The following is a 17640-nucleotide window of genomic DNA, read 5'->3' as shown; positions in this document are numbered from 1 at the left end:
TCGCGCTCTGCGGGGAGCCTCGAGAGCTCCGGCTCTGTGCCGCCCATTTGGCCGTAACTGGTTTGCTGTAACTGGCTAGAGCGGCAAACCGGTTTCGTGATCTAGCGAGCGGGCATCGAATGACTGGAGGTGCCCTAGAAAAACAAAAAGCCGCTAAAGCGGCTTTGTCGGGCGTATTGTTATTGTTGTTATCGCCTGGCTCAGACGTCGAACGTGCTGTTGTGAATAGTCAGAGACACCTTTGTTTTTCTTATTGTTATGTCTGCTGCTCATTCAGAACAGGCATCCTCTTTAGGTCCAGCTTGTTATTGTTATCAGGACCTCTAACGCGACTGTTATTGTTATTGTCATCGCGTGGCACCAGAGAGCGTTTGTTATTTTTATCATCTGCCGCTGCTGCTGATAGTAGTAAAGCAGAGTGCGTGCCAGTTTTTAAAACTCTATGTAAATCAATGGCTTACGGGTTTTTGGCGCGATTGTTAGACCAAAGTGTTACCAGATTCAGGCCACGGTGGTAACAACTGGGTGTCGGGCGGTAACAGCCTGTAACGTATTGGCGTGAACTGAGGTGAAACTCAATGACGGCGAGATTGTCAGGGCTGAACGTGTAGGGAGTATGCTGCAGGCAGAAGAAAGCCGATGGATTTAGCTGCTGAGTAGCAGGTAAATGCATCGGCTGTCAGGGAGTAGGGGCTGATTATTATTATTGTCCACTCGCGCGCCGGTGTTTGTTGTTATTGTCCGGCGGTCATCGCGCGCATTTTATTTTTATTGTGGCGCGCAATTCTTTGTAATTCTTGATCGTTCTAAAGCGAGTAGTGTGCCAACTCGTGCCAAAATTATAAAAATCCTTTTAAATCAATGGCTTGTAGAAATCTATCGAGTGTTAGCTGGCGTCGGTGACGGGTGTTCAGTGGTGGGGGTGTTACGCCCGATGGCGGGTAATGACCGAAAAACCATCGGGTGTTACGTACAGCTGACTATTTTTTCTTACGTGGAATACCTAGGCGCTGACGTCGCTCCCACAGGCTTTTGCGCGAAATACCGAGTTTTCTGGCCAGCTCGGTTTCGGTCATACGGGCTTCGTTCTCCAGCACAAAGTGCACAAAGTAGTCGTCCAACGACAGGTCGCCTTGCTCAGATTCAACCGGACTTGATTGAGCGCCTTGCTCCAAATTTTCTTTTAGCGTGCTGGTGACGTAACTATCGGGTGATAGATCAATACCGAGCAAATCGGCGCTGATGTCTTGGCCGTCGTCAGCGAGAATCACGGCTCGCTCGACCGCGTTTTCGAGCTCACGCACATTGCCAGGCCAGCGATAGCGACGAATGGTCTCCAGTGCCTCGCGTGCGAAGCGCATGGCCGGAAGCTGCATTTTTTCACAGCGCCGTTGCAATAAAGATTGCGCCAGCTCGACCACGTCGTCACCGCGATCGCGCAAAGCGGGCAGATGCAGCTCAACGACGTTAAGGCGGTAATACAAGTCTTCGCGAAACTCGCCTTTTTGTGCCAGCTCGCGCAGGTTCCTGTGGGTCGCGGCAATTAGGCGCACATCGACTTTGCGGCTTTGTACCGAGCCAACACGACGAATTTCGCCTTCTTGCAACACGCGCAATAGGCGCGCTTGAGCTTCCAGCGGTAACTCACCGATTTCATCGAGAAATAATGTCCCGCCATCGGCGGCTTCCACCAGCCCTTGGCGCAACGCGGTGGCGCCGGTAAACGCGCCTTTTTCATGGCCAAACAGTTCCGATTCGATCAAGGTTTCGGGAATGGCAGCACAGTTAACCGAAATCATGGTAGCGCTGCGGCGCTGGCTTTGTGCGTGCAAAGCTCTGGCGACCAGTTCTTTGCCGGTGCCAGATTCGCCTTGAATCAATACTGTGGCGTCGGTGGGGGCGACTTTGCTGATTTTACGAAACAGCAATTGCATGGCATCACAGCTGCCGATGATGCCGCTCACTGGGTAATCCTGCTCGCCGACGTCCTCATCTGCAACGTTGGGCACCGCCTGGCTATCGGCCAGAATGCGGCGCACGGCTTCCACCAACTCGTCGTGGTCAAAGGGTTTGGCGATGTAATCCACCGCACCCAACTTCATTGAGTCGACGGCACTGCGCAGCGAGGCGTAGCTGGTCATAATCAGCACCGGCGTGCGTCCAGCGAGGGAAATCAGCTCGGTGCCGTTGCCACCTGGCAAACGCAGATCACTGATGATGAGATCAAATTGCTCCAGTGGCTGTTGGCGGGCCGCGTCCAACGAATCAACATCGGTAACTTCGTAATCGTGGCGCTGCAGTAAGCGGCGCAGGGCCTGACGGATGATGGTTTCATCTTCAACGACCAGAATGTGACTCATGCGCTGTATTCCAACTCTTGTTCTGATGGGTGTAGCCGGGGCAGGCTCACTTTAACACAGGTACCCTGGCCGTCAGCGACCGGGCTGTGAATACTGATATTGCCGTAGTGCTCTTCGACGATGCTGTACACCAAGGCCAGCCCCAGGCCGGTGCCTTTGCCCACGTCTTTGGTGGTAAAAAAGGGCTCGAAGATACGATCCAGCGTGTCCGGTGCGATGCCATGGCCCTGATCAATAACGCGTAAAATCACCTGATGCTCATCGGCTTCACTGGTGACATGGATGTGATCGCCAGGCTGGCTGGCATCGCGAGCATTGCCGAGCAGGTTAACGAACACCTGCACCAAGCGTTGGGCGTCGCCCAGCACCAGCAGTTCTGCGTCACATTGGTTGTCAAAGGCGATGTCCATGCTGCGTTTGCTGAGGCGCAGTAGTTGCACCGCTTCATCAATGCACTGACTGATTTGCACACTTTCATGCTCACTGGATTGATTACCAGCGTGGGCAAAGTTCATCAGTGATTGCACGATGCGGCTGACGCGTTGGGTCTGCTCCTGAATTTGGCTGGCCATCTCTGCCAGTTCTGGGTCTTGGCTTTCGTAACGAATCAGCTGCGCCAAACTGTCGATGCCGGTAATGGGGTTACCAATTTCGTGGGCCACGCCAGCCGCTAAGCGACCAATCGAGGCCAGTCGCTCGCTGTGCATCAACTCTTCTTCCAGTAGCTGGGTATCGGTTTGGTCTTCCATCAGCACAACAATGCCGCCTGGCTGACCGCCGGATGGTTGAATCAGGGCTTTGTGCAGGCTGTACCAGCGCGGACGGGCGCCAATATCAATGCGCTGCTTGTGCGCGTGCATTTGTGGGCTGGCGATAAAGTCGAGTAACAACTCGCCCCAGGGGTTGGGCAGGCGCTTGAGGTGTGAGCCAGTCACCGCCTGGGCAGTAATACTGGTCAGCTCTTGCATGGCCTGATTCCACATCAGAATTTCGCCATCATCGGCCAGCGAGCACACCCCCATCGGCAGGCGTTCTAGGGTCTGGCGGTGATAGCGTCTGAGGTTGTCGAGCTCGCCAGCCAGGCCACTGAGGCGGTCATGAAAGCCTTCCAAGCGTTGTTCAATTTGGTAAATGTCCTCGCTCAGCTCAGCGTCTTCTTGAAACGGCAACGAGCGGGTGATGATGTCGTGCGCGACGGTCGGCCCCATCAAACCGGATAAATTCGCCTCCAAGCGAGCTCGCAGTCGGCGCAATGCGTAGGGACGATCTTCATAGGATGGCAGGTTGAGATCTTGCAAGGCTTGGTAGACTTCGCGCTCAGCTACGTAGCGCCCCAAGGGTTTGCTCAGCGCCACAATGATGTCGTTGGAGTTGGTGGCCATCAGCGGGCGCCGCGTGGGCCGCGACACAGTATCAATGGAGCAGGCCTGGGCCGCCGAAATCTCCGACGGTTTGGGTTTGCCCAGTAAGCTGGCCAGGACAAATAGGGTCAGGTTAACCGCCAATGCCCCCATCGCTGCTAGGTGCCAATTGCTCTCGTCGACATTGGGCAGGGGCAAAGGAACGTTCCAGCCCAACGCCAGTTCGGAAAATGGCAACAGCATGCCGTAAATCCAGACTGCGATGCCGCTAATGAGTCCGAGCAGAAAGCCATGGCGGTTGGCTTTGGGCCAATACAGCAAACCCAGTACGCCGGGCAAAAACTGCACCGCAGCGACAAACGCCAACAAGCCTAAACGGTTGAGGTCCAGGTCTGCGCCCACAAGCGCATAAAAGCCATAGGCCAGCAGTAATATGGCGGCGATCAGGCTGCGGCGCATCCACAATAGCCAGCGATAAAAGTCGTGCCGTGGGCTGGGTTTGTGAAACGGCAGCACTAAATGATTGAGCAGCATGGCCGCCATCGCCAGAGTGATGACGATGATGATGCCCGACGCGGCTGCCAAGCCACCGAGGAAGGTCAGAATCACCAGCGCAGGGGATTCCAGTTGCAGGCCAATGCCAATGGCAAAGTACTCCGCCGGCGTATCGACTTCCATATACACACCGGCCCACAAAATGGGCGGGACGGCCATCGCCATGGCCAGCAAAAACAGCGGAAAGCCCCAGCTCGCCGGGCCCAATGCATGGTGATTGACGTTTTCAGTAAAGGTGACGTGAAACATGTGCGGCATCACCACCGCGGCGGCAAAAAATACCAGCAGCAAGGTGCGCCAAGGGCCTTCTTGCAGCGTCACCAAGGGCATGTTTTGCGCGCTGAGCAAGCGATCTTGGTTGTTGATCAACCATTGCTCCAATCCGCCGACTTCAGCAAACACGCCCAGCAGGGCAACCCCAGCCAAGACCAAAATGGCGGACAGTTTCAGCAGCGACTCAAACGCCAGCGCCAGCACCAAGCCTTCGTGCTTTTCGCGTGGCGACACATGGCGGGCGCCGAACAGCACCGCAAACAGGATCATGGTCAGACAAAAGCCAAACGCCAGCTCGGCGGTATCCCAGTCGCGGTTGAGTAAGTGCAAGGTGTCGGCAATGGCGCGCAACTGCAGCGTCAGCATCGGCACCACCACCGCCAACATAAACACTGTGACTAGCATGCCAGCGAGGCGGCTGCGATACCGAAAGGCCAATAAATCGGCTAATGAACTCAGCTGGTAGGTGCGGGTAATGTTCAGCAGCGGCCTGAGCAAAATCGGCGACATGACAAACGCGCCTGCAATGCCAAGGTAATAGGCGAGAAAACCATAACCGTATTGATACGCCAGCCCGACAGAGCCATAGAACGCCCAAGCGCTGGCATATACCCCCAGAGACAAAATGTACACCAGCGGGTGGCGCACCCAGGACCTCGGTACCCAGTTGCGTTCTACCGCGTAAGCTGTCGCAAACAGCACGCCCAAATAGCCGAAGACGATCAGGCCGAGTTGATTCAGACTAAAACTCATCATCGCCTCGTGCTCGGTTCAACCAAATGTAAAAAGCAATCAGCACAAACCAGATGGCAAACGGGCGATACCAAGCGCCGCGGTCATCCAGCCACCAATCCATCATAACTGGGGATAACAGATACAAACCGACCAGCAGTAACAGGCCGAGGCGATGATCGTACATGGTGTCCTTAACTGAGGTTGCTGAAGTGGGCCGCAGGCAGAAGCAGACGGTGTGCCTACCTCAATACGCTGGGCAAGAGTAACACATCAGCGCCGATACTCAGCCGGTGCTGGCTGGCTTTGCAGGCCCTGGAGACGCATAGGTTGCCAGTGCTGACACGCCCACTGTAACACCGCTTCATTGCCCGCACCTTGCAGCTCTTTGGGGGGCTGTTGTTGCAGCCACTGCAATACCTGCCACAGGGTGTTACCCGTTGGGTCTGGCTGTAGTGGCCGGGCGAGATTTTGCTTGCTCAGTTTTTGCCCATTCGGCTCCAATGCGACGGGCAGGTGGCAATAGCTTGGGGTCGGCAGTTGCAGCGCTTGTTGTAGCAAGAGCTGGCGTGGTGTGGAGTCGATTAAGTCGATTCCGCGAGTAATGTGGGTGATGCCTTGGTCGGCATCGTCGACCACCACCGCCAGCTGATACGACCACAGTTTGTCGCGGCGGCGAATGACGAAATCGCCGATGTCCGACAGCTGGCTGTGGTAATCACCTTGCAGCGCATCGTGAAAAGTCAGCTCGCCGTGTGGGCATAAAAACCGCCAGGCTGCATCTAGGTCGTCGGACGGGTTGTGGATGCCGGTGTTGGTTCTGTTGTTGGTGTTGGCGCTGGGCTCGCTGACGCTATGGCAATTACCCAAATGCACCGCGCCCGCAAGTTGTTTGCGTGAGCAACGACAAGCAAAAGCCTGCTGCTGGTCGATCAATTGCTGCAGTGCATGTTGATAGACCTCGCCACGTTGACTTTGCCAACGGACCTCGCCGTCCCAATGCAGGGAATAACTCTCCAGCACGCGCAAAATAGCATCGCTGGCGCCGGCTTCTTCGCGCGGTGGGTCCAGGTCTTCAATGCGCAGCAACCAGTGTCCGCCGCGACAGCGCATGTCCAGATAACTGGCGACAGCTGCGATCAACGAGCCAAAATGTAAGGGGCCGGTGGGTGAGGGTGCGAAGCGACCTTTCATGGACGCGAGCCTATCGTTAACACAGGTGTGTAAAAGAAGGGAGGAGCAGGGCAGCAAGGCTGCCCTGAACGATCAGACGCCGAGCTGCTTTTCTTTGATTTCAGCCAGGGTCTTACAGTCGATACACAGATCGGCTGTGGGACGTGCTTCCAGACGACGAATGCCAATCTCAACGCCACAGGCTTTGCAAAAGCCGTAGTCGCCGCTGTCGATCAGATCGATGGTCTTTTCAATTTTCTTGATCAACTTGCGCTCGCGATCACGGGTGCGCAGTTCCAGGTTGAACTCTTCTTCCTGGCTAGCACGATCGTTGGGATCTGCGTAGTTGTTGACCTCAGTTTGCATATGCTCTTTGGTGCGGTCCACTTCTTCCATCAGCTCCTGCTTCCAGTTCTGCAGAATGCTGGTGAAGTGCTCTAACTGAGCATCATTCATGTACTCTTCACCCGCTTTGAGCTCATAGGGAGTAAAGCTGGACAAGGCAAACTCTTTTTTTGTTTCCGGCATAACTCACCGCCTTACCATATTCGCCGGGCACTTCCGGCATCGGTTCCATGCACTCATAGGCCACTATGCGCCCAGTGCCATCCAAATAACAAGCACGGGAAACTATCAGATCTCTGTCAGGGCGCCAACTATTTGTTTGCTTTCTGTCGACTGGCGCGGACAATGGCGCACTTTCTGATCGATACAGCGAGGCGTGGCGATGAACGACTCTACTCAACAGCCAAAGCGGCGCTCTGACGACATCAGTGCGTTTCAGGTGATGGCGATTCTGGAGCAGGCGCAAGCGCTGGAAGCGCAGGGGCAGGACGTTATTCACTTGCAAGTCGGTGAGCCTGATTTTGCCACCCCAGAGCCTATGGTCGAAGCGGCGGTAACAGCGCTGCGCGCCGGTCAGACGCGCTACACCCCGGCATTGGGTATGCCGGAGCTGCGCCAACGCATCGCGGATTATTACCAGCGGCGCTTTGCTGTCTCCATCAGTGCCAAGCAAGTGATACTGACTCCCGGGGCTTCAGGAGCCTTGTTGTTATTGACGGCCGCTCGGTTAGAGCAGGGCCAGACCATGTTATTGGCCGACCCCGGCTATCCCTGCAATCGCCACTTTGCGCGTGTGTTTGAGGCCCATGGACAGCTGGTGGCAGGCGATCCCGCGCATGATTTGCAACTAACACCAGCGCAAGTCGCGCAGCATTGGCAGGCGCATACACGCGTGGCACTGGTGGCAACCCCGGCGAATCCAACTGGCACTGTGCTGTCGCTGACACAACTGCAGCAGTTGCATCAAGCAGTCAGTGAGCAAGGCGGTGAGTTGTGGGTGGATGAGATCTACCAAGGGCTGAACTATGCCGCGCCGGGTTCGGCGGTGACCCAGATGCCAGAGGTGGAAACCGCCTTACAGCTGGGGGCGCACGACAATCTGGTGATCATCAACAGCTTTTCCAAATTCTTCGGTATGACGGGCTGGCGGCTAGGTTGGGCGGTGGTGCCAGAGGCCTGGGTGGAGCGTTTGGATACGCTGGCGCAAAACCTATTTTTGGCGCCTTCCACCCCGGCCCAACACGCTGCTTTGGCGGCGTTTTCGACCGACACCATGGCGATTTTGGAAGCCCGCCGACAAGAGCTGCAGCTGCGACGCGACTACCTGCTGCAAGCTTTACCCAAGCTGGGCTTTACGCTGCCGGTGGTGCCAGATGGAGCTTTTTACGTCTATGCCGATGCCAGTGCGCTCACCGACGACAGCTTGAGTTTTTGTCAGCAAGCCTTGCAGGCCACGGGTGTGGCGTTGACGCCGGGAACCGACTTCGGACAGCACCAAGCCAAGCAGCACGTACGTTTTGCCTTCACCACGCCATTGCCGCGTTTGCAGCAAGCGATGGAGCGTTTGCAACACTGGCTGGCGACGCGCTGATGCAGTATCCGTCGCCACTGCAACAAGCGCTGCTGATCCGGCGTTACAAGCGGTTTTTGGCCGATGTGGAGTTGCCCGATAGGCAAGTGATCACGGTTCACTGTCCGAACACCGGCTCCATGTTGCGCTGCGCCGAACCTGGTAGTCGGGTGTGGTTACTGGACAGTCACAACCCCAAGCGCAAGTATCGCCACAGCTGGGAATGGGTGGAAGTGGACCAGCAGCATCTGGCCTGCATCAATACCCAGCGCGCCAATCAGCTGGTAGCAGAAGCCCTGCAGGAGGATCGCATTGCCGAGCTGCGAGGATATCAGCAGGTCGAAAAAGAGCCCAAAGTCGAAGACGGTCGGTTGGATTTTTTGCTGCACGCAAACGGTGAAGCCAGTGCCTACGTTGAAGTAAAAAACGTCACTTTGTTACCCGAGCACACGTCTGTGGGGCAATTTCCAGACGCCGTGACCGAGCGCGGACGTAAGCACTTACTGCGCCTGCAGCAGCTGTGCAATGAGGGACATCGTGCGGTGTTGCTGTTCTGCGTGGCTCACCAAGGCATCAATACAGTCACCGTTGCCGATGACATTGACTCTGCCTATGGCGCTGCCTTGCGAGAGGTGATGGCAGCGGGGGTGGAAGTGCTGGCCTATCAGGTGGCGTTTGATCAGCAAGTGCCTGGCATGTCGCTGCAGCAGCGGCTGCCCTTGGTGGTTTAGTCGTTGGCTGGCTGATGATTGCCGCCATGTTAACGGCGGCAAAGAAACAGCAGCTCAGCTCAGTGTAATGGCTACAGAGTTACCCACAGCTGGCCCTCTTCATCACAGCGACAGGGCAGTGAAGTGAGGGCCTGACCCTGGCATGGACCAGCAATGCAGTCTCCGCTATCTATCAAAAACAACGCGCCGTGGGTGGCGCATTGTATCAATGCGCCTTCGGCGTCTAAGAACTGATCCGGCAACCACTCCAGTTCGATGCCCAAATGCGGGCACTGATTGCGGTAGGCGTAAAAGCGGCCGCCTTTGTGCACCACAAATAAACGCTGCTCTTCAAATTCAAAGCCCTTGCTTTGTCCTTCCGCTATGGCACTGCTGTGGCACAATGCACGCTCTTTACTCATCAATAAGGCCTGTGTGCTGCTATGTTGCGTCGCGAGCTTATCCCGCCGCTGTTTTTGTTACTAGTACCGCTGTGTTTGTTGCTCGGATTGAGTCTTGGTAGCCAAAGCTGGAGCTGGTTGTGGCAATCGGATACCGGGCAAACGGTGCTGTGGCACATTCGCCTGCCACGTGTATTGATGGCGTTTTTACTCGGTGCGGTGCTGGCTTGGGCTGGGGTCTTGATTCAGGGCGTGGTGCGCAACCCGTTGGCTGATCCGGGCATCATTGGTGTTGCTGGTGGTGCCGCGGTGGGCGCTGCGCTGTTTTTGGCGCTGCTGCCGACGGCCAGCGCTGAGCTACAAACGCTGTTCGCTTTTGCTGGCGCTTGGCTGGCGTTGTGGCTGGTGCTGAAGCTGGGCTTAAGTGGCAGCGCTATGCACGCTATGAGCTTTCTGATTCTGGCGGGCATTGCTGTCAATGTGATGGCCAGCGCTCTAATTGGATTGCTGTCGTACTTGGCCAGCGACAGCTCGTTGCGACAAATCACCTTCTGGTTATTGGGCAGTCTGGGCAATGCCAACTGGTATTGGGTGTCGGTATTGGCGGCGATCTTGCTGGCGGCGCTGTGTTACTGGCCGCAACGCTTGCGCCAGTTGGACGCCTTGTTGCTGGGCGACACCGAAGCGCGCTCGATGGGCATTGAAGTGGCGCAACTGCAGCAACGAACGGTGGTGTGGGTGGCGTTGATGGTCAGCGTGGCTGTCAGTGCCAGCGGTATCATCGGCTTTATTGGTCTGGTCAGCCCGCACATTGCGCGGCTACTCACCGGTGCCTCGCATCGCCGTGTGCTGCCATTGGCGGTACTGATTGGCGGCTGCTTGATGGTGCTGGCGGATACCCTAGCGCGGTTACTGATTGCCCCGGCGGAGCTGCCCATTGGCATTGTCACCAGCTTGCTCGGTGCACCGGTGTTCATTGCGTTGTTGCTGCGCGAAAAGCGGCGGTTGTCATGGTGATGCAGTTACAGCAAATCGGTGTGGACCGTGGCTCGGTGGCCATTGTCGATGATGTCTCACTGCCGGTGTTGGCCGGTAAGGTCACTATGCTGTTGGGCCCCAACGGCGCGGGTAAGTCGACCTTGCTCAAGGTGATGGCGGGTTTGGAGACGCCGGCTCGCGGCCAGATCGAACTACAGCAGGACAACCCGTTGTCCTGGTCGCGCCAGCGCTGGGCTGCAAACGTGAGCTTTTTGCCGCAGCTCAGTGCCTTGTCCTTCCCGCTGACGGTGAAGGAAGTGGTGGCGCTCGGCGCTATGGCACAAGGCAATTCGGTGCGCGCGCAGCGACAACAGTTACAGCAAGCGTTGCAGCTGTGGGACATCGATTATCTGGCCGAGCAGCAAGTGCGCTGGTTATCGGGCGGCGAGCAGCAGCGAGTGCAGCTAGCGCGCAGTTGGCTGCAAGCGCAACACGGCCAGCTATGGCTATTGGATGAACCCTTAAGTGCCCTCGATCTGCGCCATCAGCAACAGTGTTTGCAGCGCGCGCGGGAGTATGTGCAGCAAGGCCGTGCCGCGGTGATGGTAATTCATGATCTGAATCTGGCGTGGCAATGTGCCGATTACGTTGCACTATTGTGCTGCGGACGATTGGTATGTGCCGGAGAACCAACTGAGGTACTGACCAGTGAGCGCTTAACCGATGTCTTCCAGGTGCCGGTTGAAGTGGAGCGTGGTGTAGTGCGCTGGTGCTAGAACGCTGGTGTCAGAGCGCTGGTGTTAGGACGTCAGCGCGGCTAAAAAAATGCCCCTCAAATGAGGGGCAAAGCAACCGTGATTAGCTTGATGAGAGAGATCACAATCCATTGCAATGCCCTGGATTCTGAACATCGGCGCCATCTCTGACGTCGACGATGTCAATGTACTGAAGCCTTTGATCCTAGTCAATAACGATTCTCATTTATTTTTGTGAATCATTCTTTGGTATGAAGCGGGGAGTGATGTCGAAACGACAGGCAAAAAAATGCCCCTCAAGTGAGGGGCAAAGCAACCGTGATTAGCTTGATGAGAGAGATCACAACCCACTGCAATGCCTTGGATTCTGAACATCGACACCATCTCTGGCGCCGACCATCACTACTGTAGAGAGGCTGCTTTTTATTGTCAATAATAATTCTCATTTATATTTGAGATTTCTTCTCGCTTTCTTCGATCAGCTGCTGATTCATGGTGCTGATCCGGCGGGCTAAATCCTCAATCAGGTTGAGCGCGGCTTTGGGTTGCGCTTCGATCAACAAGGTAAAGTCTTCCTTCGGTACCGCCATGATGGTGCTGGTGCTGGTGGCCGTCACCGTTGCCGAACGCGCTTCGCCGGTGAACACGGCCATGGCACCAAAGACTTCTTCTTCGCCAATTTCGCCCACTTTTACGCCATCGACGAACACATCGGCACTGCCTGAAATGATGGTGTAAACATGGTCGGCGACATCGCCTTGCTGAATAATAACCTCACCGGCCTGCACGTTTTGAAAGCCAGCGACTGGGCGTGTTTGCTCTTTGTGTTGTTCGGCCAGATAGTTCAGCAAGATGGCGTTCAAAGTAATCAGGTACTGGCTCCAGTAGTGCAACAGGCGCTTATCGGAATAGACATGGCGCAGGAACTCGTTGCGATCGATGGTGACCAGCTCGACGTACTCATCGGTGCGGAAAATGGGCGTCGGCACGGAAAATGAGTGGGTAATGCCGATTAAGTCGCCTTCTTCGAAGGTGACCAAGCTGTAGCCGTTGTGACTTAACTGCAGTGCGCCGTCTTGAATCAGAAAGAGTTTGTCCTGGTCGAACACGTCGTACAGGTTATCGACGCCTTCTAGGGTGATCACTTCCTGGTTCAGTTCCAAGCCGTCGATCAACGCCTGGGTCAAGGCAGGAATACGTTCCAGAAGCTGGGCAATGGTGGTCGATGGTTGGTTGGTTAAGTACATGGGTATTCCTGCTTCTGCATTGGGTCAGATTGGCCCAGAGGGCCAAAGTGGCCGTAAGTTACATGAAATGGCGGAAGGCTTGAACAGACCAAATCCGTCATTTACCCGGCTGCGGATGTCGCAATCGTATGCCGTGAGTGACCGACAGCAATATCTCTTGCGCCGGGATCGCCAACGGAAACAAACAACCGCTGATTTTGGCATCGGCGAGGCTGGCACCGTGCAGCAGACAGGTGCTGAAATCGATGCCGCGCAAATCGGCGCCGCGAAAGTAGCAGTCGCTTAAGTCGAGTCCACTCAAATCGATATTGCGCAGGTCCAAACCGCGCAAGTCACAGCGGCGTAAATCCACCGCTTGGCCTTGTTGGCGGGCCGCATTAAACCCGGCTACGTCATCGTGGCGCAGCAGTTGATACAGCGGGTCCTGGCTGATCATCGGCTTACTCATGCTTCTCTCCTGATAGCGCGCCAATCCCACCGGGATCGCGCTACAATGTCGCCGTCTCAACCAGTATAGATGCTCTATGAGCCGGTCTACGCCAGCATTCCTATTAACATCTGAATGGCATGACGACGATCAGGGGACTGAGCTGACATTTTGGTGGTCGACAGCAGAGGGCCCCTTGGCCACTCGTCATCGCCAGCCAGGTGTGTGTTTTATCGACAGTGACCACAGCGAACGCGCACAAGCCATTGCTGCGACATTGGCGTGGCCGGTTGAGATCAAGCCACTGGCGTTGCAGTCGTTTTCCCATCAGGCGGCCAGCGCTTGTTACATGCCGGCCTCGTATTTGTATCGTTGGCGCGATGTGTTAGCCGAGCAAGGCATTGTCTGCCGCGAAGTGGACGTACGCCCGACCGACCGCTTTTTGATGGAGCGCTTTATCTACGGCGCCGCCTTATTGGACCTGCAAAGCTCTCCGCCGCGCTTGGCACCCACTCGATACGTGCCCAAACTGCGCTGTTTATCCATCGATATCGAAACCTCGATGCCGCATCGCGACCGGCCCGACCGGTTATTTTCCATTGCCCTTTATAGCGATAGCGAACGGCAGGTACTCACCTGTGCTGAACCGCGCCCCGGGCAGGATGAGCAGCTGCAGTTGCACTGGTTAGCCGATGAGGCGGCATTGCTGCAGCGCTTTATCGATTGTGTGCAGCGCATCGATCCAGACGTCATCATCGGCTGGAATCTGGTGCAGTTTGATCTCGATTTTTTACGCCGCAAGTGCCAGCAACACGCCATCGACTTCACCCTTGGGCGCGACGGCAGCGCCATGGGATGGCGCCGGCAGCGCAACAATCCTGAGCGGGTATTTGTGCATATTGCTGGCCGTTTGGTGCTGGACGGCATCGAACTGCTGCGCAACGCCACCTGGCAGTTTGAAAGTTTTGCCTTGAATCATGTGGCTGGCGAGCTGCTGGCGGATCAAAAGCTGTTGCACGGCGAACAACGTGGTGATGACATCGAGCGCTTGTTCGAGCAGGACCCTTGGCAGCTGGCACGCTACAACCTGAAGGATTGTGAGCTGGTATGGCGCATCTTCGAACGCGCAGACCTGCTCAATTTTGCCATCGAGCGAGCGCACATGACCGGTCTGGCGCCGGACCGGATGGGCGGCTCGGTGGCGGCGTTTGAGAATTTATATTTGCCGCGCTTGCATCGTGCTGGCTTTGTCGCGCCCAACATTGGCGAAGGCTATCACCAACGCAAAAGCCCTGGTGGCCTAGTGATGGACTCTGTCCCTGGGCTGCACGATCAGGTGCTGGTGCTGGATTTTAAAAGTCTGTACCCGTCCATCATTCGCACCTTTTGCATCGACCCGATGGGGCTGATCACGGGTCTGCACAGCGCGCAGCAGCGCTCAAGTGCGCCGCAGTGGCCAGATGACGAGCTGGTGCCTGGCTTTTTTGATGCGCTGTTTCATCGCCAGCAGCACGTTTTGCCACAGCTGATTGCGCAGTTAGGCGAGCACCGAGAGCAGGCCAAGCAACACGGCAACCAAGCGTTATCCCAGGCGATAAAAGTGATCATGGCGTCTTGTTATGGAGTATTGGGCTCGGATGGCTGCCGTTTTTACGATACCCGCTTGGCCAGCTCTATCACTATGCGTGGCCATGAAATTATTCGTCGCAGCGCCGATTGGATTCGCCAACAAGGCCAGCGGGTGATTTATGGTGACACCGATTCGGTATTTGTCGCTTTGCAGCGCCCGCACGATCTGAAGGACGCATACCGCACTGGACGACAGTTGGCAGCTGGGTTAAACGCCTTTTGGCGGCAGACATTGCTTGATGAGTATGGCATCGACAGTCATCTGGAAATGGAGTTTGAAACCTATTACCGGCGCTTTTTTATGCCCTCTATTCGCGGCGAGGAAGTGGGCAGTAAAAAGCGTTACGCCGGGCTCGCGCAGCGCGAAAACGGCGATGAAACCTTGATCTTTAAAGGCTTGGAAGCGGTACGCAGCGACTGGACCTTGCTGGCACGGCAGTTCCAGCGTGAGCTGTATCGGCGGCTGTTTGCCGGTGAGGCGTATCAGCAGTGGTTGCGCCACACCGTCGAGCAGCTGGTCAACGGCGAGCTTGATCAGCAGCTGGTGTATCGCAAACGGCTGCGCCGGCCGTTGAGTGCTTATCAACGGCAAATGCCGCCGCATGCCAAAGCAGCGCAGCGGCTGGAAGCCTGGCTGCAGCAGCAGGGGCTGCCGGCCAGATTTCGCGATCGGGGTGGTTGGATCGAATACCGCATGACGGTCAACGGCCCTGAACCGGTGGAAGACTGCCCGTCGTCGTTGGATTACGGCCATTATGTGGAGAAGCAACTGCGCCCGGTGGCGGACGCCTTGTTGCAGTTTACTGGCGAGGATTTCACCACCTTGGCTGGCCAGCAGCTGCGGCTGTTTTAGCGCCACAGCGCTGGTTAGCGGGGCGGGTAACTAATCGCCGTCACTGAAGTTAATGCCCAGCTCGATGCCCAGCGCAACTGGGATTTCACGTTTAAAGTTGCCGTCCAGCATGCCAATGGCAGCGTTAAAACTGTCGCTGTCGCGCTCGCTTAATGCTTGCTCGGCCATGGCGATGTTGCTGTTGACGGCATTGACGTTGAGCTCATAACCCTGCTGTTGCATATGTTGCAGCAGGCTGGTGCCGGCGTAAGGCTGCGTCAGCAGTTGTTTGGCGGCAGTCAGCGCCTGCTCGGCCAGCTGCCACGACACCTCGGCGGTGGTGCCAGCCAGCGTGACGATATTGCGCTTTTTGAAGTAATCCAAATACTCCTGTGCGGCAATCAGCAGCTGCGCCATGGCATCGCGACCGGTCGGCAGCTGGTTGTTGATCAACAGTTGCTGATAGGCAGTGCCACTGTTGTTGTAATTAAGGCTCCAGCCCTGCTGCAACGCTTCTGTACGTATTGCCAGCTGCTGGCTTAAGCCGGTTAACAGATCGCAGCGCTTGGGCTCGTCGACATACTGCTGTGCCAGCTCTGGGCCATAAAACAGCGCTTCTTCCAGTGCCAGTAAGCCCACGTACTGAAAACGCTGCTCGGCAAAAAAAGCGTTGTTCAGTTCATCTTGCTGCAGCCAACTGGCTTGCGTGGTGCGCACCGTGGCGCGGTAATCGGTGCCACGCAGGCGCAGTGAATCTATGTAGGTATAGAGCGGCAATACCGGGTCGGCGTCGGCCGGACCAAAGTTAAACAACTGCGCCTGATACCAGGCATTGGCGGTGTCACGCCACTGTTGTTGCAGCGCCGTTAGGCCGTCCGCTTGCGGCGCCTGACACCATTGCTGCACTTGCTCATTGAGTGTGCTGGCGTGGCTGTGCACGGCGGTCATTGCCGGCACAATTTGCTGCTCGGTGATGGCGCTGACCAGCGCAGTGCGCTGCTCGCTGCTCAGACCAGTGCTGCTTGGGCTGCTACCGCTGCTGCTGCCACCGCCGCCTCCACAGGCCGCGAGTGTCAGCGTTAGGGCAACAAGGGTGCTGGTTGTTCTCATCATAATCTCCACAGCCAGTTCAAACGCTGGCTTGCTGTCGTTGGATAGCGTGCAAATGGTTGTCCCAGCTGATGCCCGGCAGGTGCATGCGTGAGTCGGGCAACTCTTGCAAGGTAAAGGCGTCCAGCTGACGCACATGGCCGCTGGAGCTGCTCAAAATAAACTGGCGCTGGTCGAGGCTGACGGTCAGCCCGCACACATCGTGCAGGCGATGAAAGCCAGCCAGCTGGCCGCTGTCGAGGTGCCAGAACAGGGCAATATCGCCGCGTGGGCTGGTGAATCCGGCGATGCGGCTGAGGTTGTTGATGCGAGTGCTGCCCATGTAGTCGTTGCAATGCCATAGCAGTGTTTCAGGTTCACCCAGTACTTTCAGCTGCTGGCCACCAGCGGGTAGCAGTGCGGCCAATGGGGCTAAGCGCTGATGATGGCTGGCGCTGCGCTGCATTTGCAGCGCCACACTGATGTCGCCTTGCTGGCTGACGTCGAGATGGCGAATGCTGGCCTTGGGTTCTGCCACGCGAAAGTCGTTCAGCAGCTCTCCGTTGTGGCTATTAATCAGGCTCAAACTGGAGCGCATGGTGTCCGGATTGAGCAGCGTGCGCCCTGAGTCTGGGTGGGTCAACAAGCCACCATTGGCCACCGCCAGCGTGCGCCCATCGGGCATAAATTGGAGTTCATGTGGGCCAATGCCGTGGCTATTGAACTGAGCCAACAGCCGATAGTCGCTGCCATCGCGCACGATCAAACGCCCGTGGCCAGCGGCCATGTCTGACTCGGTGGTAAACAAATAGCGCCCATCGGGGCTGAAACAAGCGTGGCCATTGAGGTGCAGGCCTGCTTGGCAGTGCACACGCTGCAACACCTCGCCGGAGGTGAGATCGATTTCCACCAGCTGGCGGCCAGGGCGCCTGGCGACCATCAGTACGCTGTCAGGGCGCAACGGATGTTGCACCACATCGTGTCCGCGAATGCCAACTTGGCTTTGCTGCGCGTGACCGCGTTGGTTGCTCCAGACGGCACCAAAGGTTTCTGGCTGGCGCCCTTGGGCAGAAATCAGCCATTGCTGCGGGCGTTGTTGTGCCAGCCAGGCTCCGCACATCGGCGCGGCCAGCAGCGGCAATGACAAACCGGCCAACAACAGCTGGCGACGGTGAACAGAGTGAGCAGTCATCGGTGCGCGTG

The 17640-nt window shown here is 56.6% G+C and carries 15 protein-coding genes; 5 read left to right on the top strand and 10 right to left on the bottom strand.

Annotated features, from left to right (window positions below):
* Nucleotides 1-980: 980 nt before the first annotated feature.
* The 5 genes from CHH28_RS19380 to dksA all read right to left on the bottom strand — a co-directional run bounded on the left by CHH28_RS19380 (nucleotide 981) and on the right by dksA (nucleotide 6982).
* Entirely contained in the window at nucleotides 981-2360 is a 1380-nt protein-coding gene (locus tag CHH28_RS19380; protein WP_094061861.1) for a sigma-54-dependent transcriptional regulator, read from the bottom strand.
* The gene (locus CHH28_RS19375) at nucleotides 2357-5302 is read right to left on the bottom strand and encodes a sensor histidine kinase (protein WP_094061860.1); all 2946 of its coding nucleotides are present in this window, start codon (nucleotides 5300-5302) and stop codon (nucleotides 2357-2359) included. Before CHH28_RS19375 ends, CHH28_RS19380 begins: the two co-directional genes overlap by 4 nt.
* The gene (locus CHH28_RS20100; protein ID WP_199243953.1) at nucleotides 5292-5468 is read right to left on the bottom strand and encodes a hypothetical protein; all 177 of its coding nucleotides are present in this window, start codon (nucleotides 5466-5468) and stop codon (nucleotides 5292-5294) included. The genes CHH28_RS19375 and CHH28_RS20100 overlap by 11 nt, the downstream gene beginning before the upstream one ends.
* Before the next feature lie 86 nt (nucleotides 5469-5554).
* Nucleotides 5555-6475 carry a tRNA glutamyl-Q(34) synthetase GluQRS gene (gluQRS, locus tag CHH28_RS19370; RefSeq protein ID WP_094061859.1) on the bottom strand — a complete coding sequence of 307 codons (921 nt, stop codon included), beginning with the start codon at nucleotides 6473-6475 and terminating at the stop codon, nucleotides 5555-5557.
* 72 nt (nucleotides 6476-6547) lie between these two features.
* Nucleotides 6548-6982 (bottom strand): RNA polymerase-binding protein DksA, encoded by a 435-nt coding sequence (gene dksA, locus CHH28_RS19365; RefSeq protein ID WP_094061858.1) that lies wholly within the window; start codon nucleotides 6980-6982, stop codon nucleotides 6548-6550.
* A 199-nt stretch (nucleotides 6983-7181) separates the two neighbouring features.
* Here dksA and CHH28_RS19360 point away from each other — a divergent pair, with 199 nt between their 5' ends.
* Together CHH28_RS19360 and sfsA are read left to right on the top strand one after the other, a co-directional pair.
* Nucleotides 7182-8390, top strand: coding sequence for an aminotransferase class I/II-fold pyridoxal phosphate-dependent enzyme (locus tag CHH28_RS19360; protein WP_094061857.1), 1209 nt, complete (start codon nucleotides 7182-7184; stop codon nucleotides 8388-8390).
* Entirely contained in the window at nucleotides 8390-9100 is a 711-nt protein-coding gene (gene sfsA / locus CHH28_RS19355) for a DNA/RNA nuclease SfsA (RefSeq protein ID WP_094061856.1), read from the top strand. The genes CHH28_RS19360 and sfsA overlap by 1 nt, the downstream gene beginning before the upstream one ends.
* A gap of 71 nt (nucleotides 9101-9171) precedes the next feature.
* On the opposite strand, the gene CHH28_RS19350 is transcribed toward sfsA, so the two are convergent.
* Complete coding sequence (locus CHH28_RS19350; RefSeq protein WP_094061855.1) at nucleotides 9172-9501, bottom strand: Rieske (2Fe-2S) protein; 330 nt, start codon at nucleotides 9499-9501, stop codon at nucleotides 9172-9174.
* Between the two features lie 21 nt (nucleotides 9502-9522).
* Between CHH28_RS19350 and CHH28_RS19345 the strand changes: the two genes are divergently transcribed.
* Nucleotides 9523-10497 (top strand): FecCD family ABC transporter permease, encoded by a 975-nt coding sequence (locus CHH28_RS19345; protein ID WP_094061854.1) that lies wholly within the window; start codon nucleotides 9523-9525, stop codon nucleotides 10495-10497.
* Nucleotides 10491-11234, top strand: coding sequence for an ABC transporter ATP-binding protein (locus CHH28_RS19340; protein ID WP_094061853.1), 744 nt, complete (start codon nucleotides 10491-10493; stop codon nucleotides 11232-11234). Before CHH28_RS19345 ends, CHH28_RS19340 begins: the two co-directional genes overlap by 7 nt.
* Nucleotides 11235-11659: 425 nt before the next feature.
* Here the strand turns inward: CHH28_RS19340 and CHH28_RS19335 are convergent, their stop codons facing one another.
* Both CHH28_RS19335 and CHH28_RS19330 read right to left on the bottom strand, forming a co-directional pair.
* Entirely contained in the window at nucleotides 11660-12460 is an 801-nt protein-coding gene (locus CHH28_RS19335; RefSeq protein WP_094061852.1) for a Crp/Fnr family transcriptional regulator, read from the bottom strand.
* Nucleotides 12461-12557: 97 nt separating this feature from the next.
* Complete coding sequence (locus CHH28_RS19330) at nucleotides 12558-12908, bottom strand: pentapeptide repeat-containing protein (protein ID WP_094061851.1); 351 nt, start codon at nucleotides 12906-12908, stop codon at nucleotides 12558-12560.
* A gap of 76 nt (nucleotides 12909-12984) precedes the next feature.
* Here CHH28_RS19330 and CHH28_RS19325 point away from each other — a divergent pair, with 76 nt between their 5' ends.
* Nucleotides 12985-15369 carry a DNA polymerase II gene (locus CHH28_RS19325; protein WP_094061850.1) on the top strand — a complete coding sequence of 795 codons (2385 nt, stop codon included), beginning with the start codon at nucleotides 12985-12987 and terminating at the stop codon, nucleotides 15367-15369.
* A gap of 30 nt (nucleotides 15370-15399) precedes the next feature.
* Here CHH28_RS19325 and CHH28_RS19320 read toward each other — a convergent pair whose 3' ends face one another.
* Together CHH28_RS19320 and CHH28_RS19315 are read right to left on the bottom strand one after the other, a co-directional pair.
* Nucleotides 15400-16458: an imelysin family protein gene (locus CHH28_RS19320; protein ID WP_157730012.1), complete on the bottom strand. Its 1059-nt coding sequence runs from the start codon at nucleotides 16456-16458 to the stop codon at nucleotides 15400-15402.
* Nucleotides 16459-16477: 19 nt separating this feature from the next.
* A complete protein-coding gene (locus CHH28_RS19315; protein WP_094061848.1) occupies nucleotides 16478-17629 on the bottom strand; it encodes a DUF1513 domain-containing protein in 1152 nt (383 codons plus the stop codon).
* Nucleotides 17630-17640 lie beyond the last annotated feature (11 nt).

Source organism: Bacterioplanes sanyensis (assembly GCF_002237535.1).
Classification (GTDB): Bacteria; Pseudomonadota; Gammaproteobacteria; order Pseudomonadales; family Oceanobacteraceae; genus Bacterioplanes; species Bacterioplanes sanyensis_A.
The sequence above is the reverse complement of the archived record's forward strand: the minus strand, read 5'-3'. Positions and strand labels throughout refer to the sequence as shown.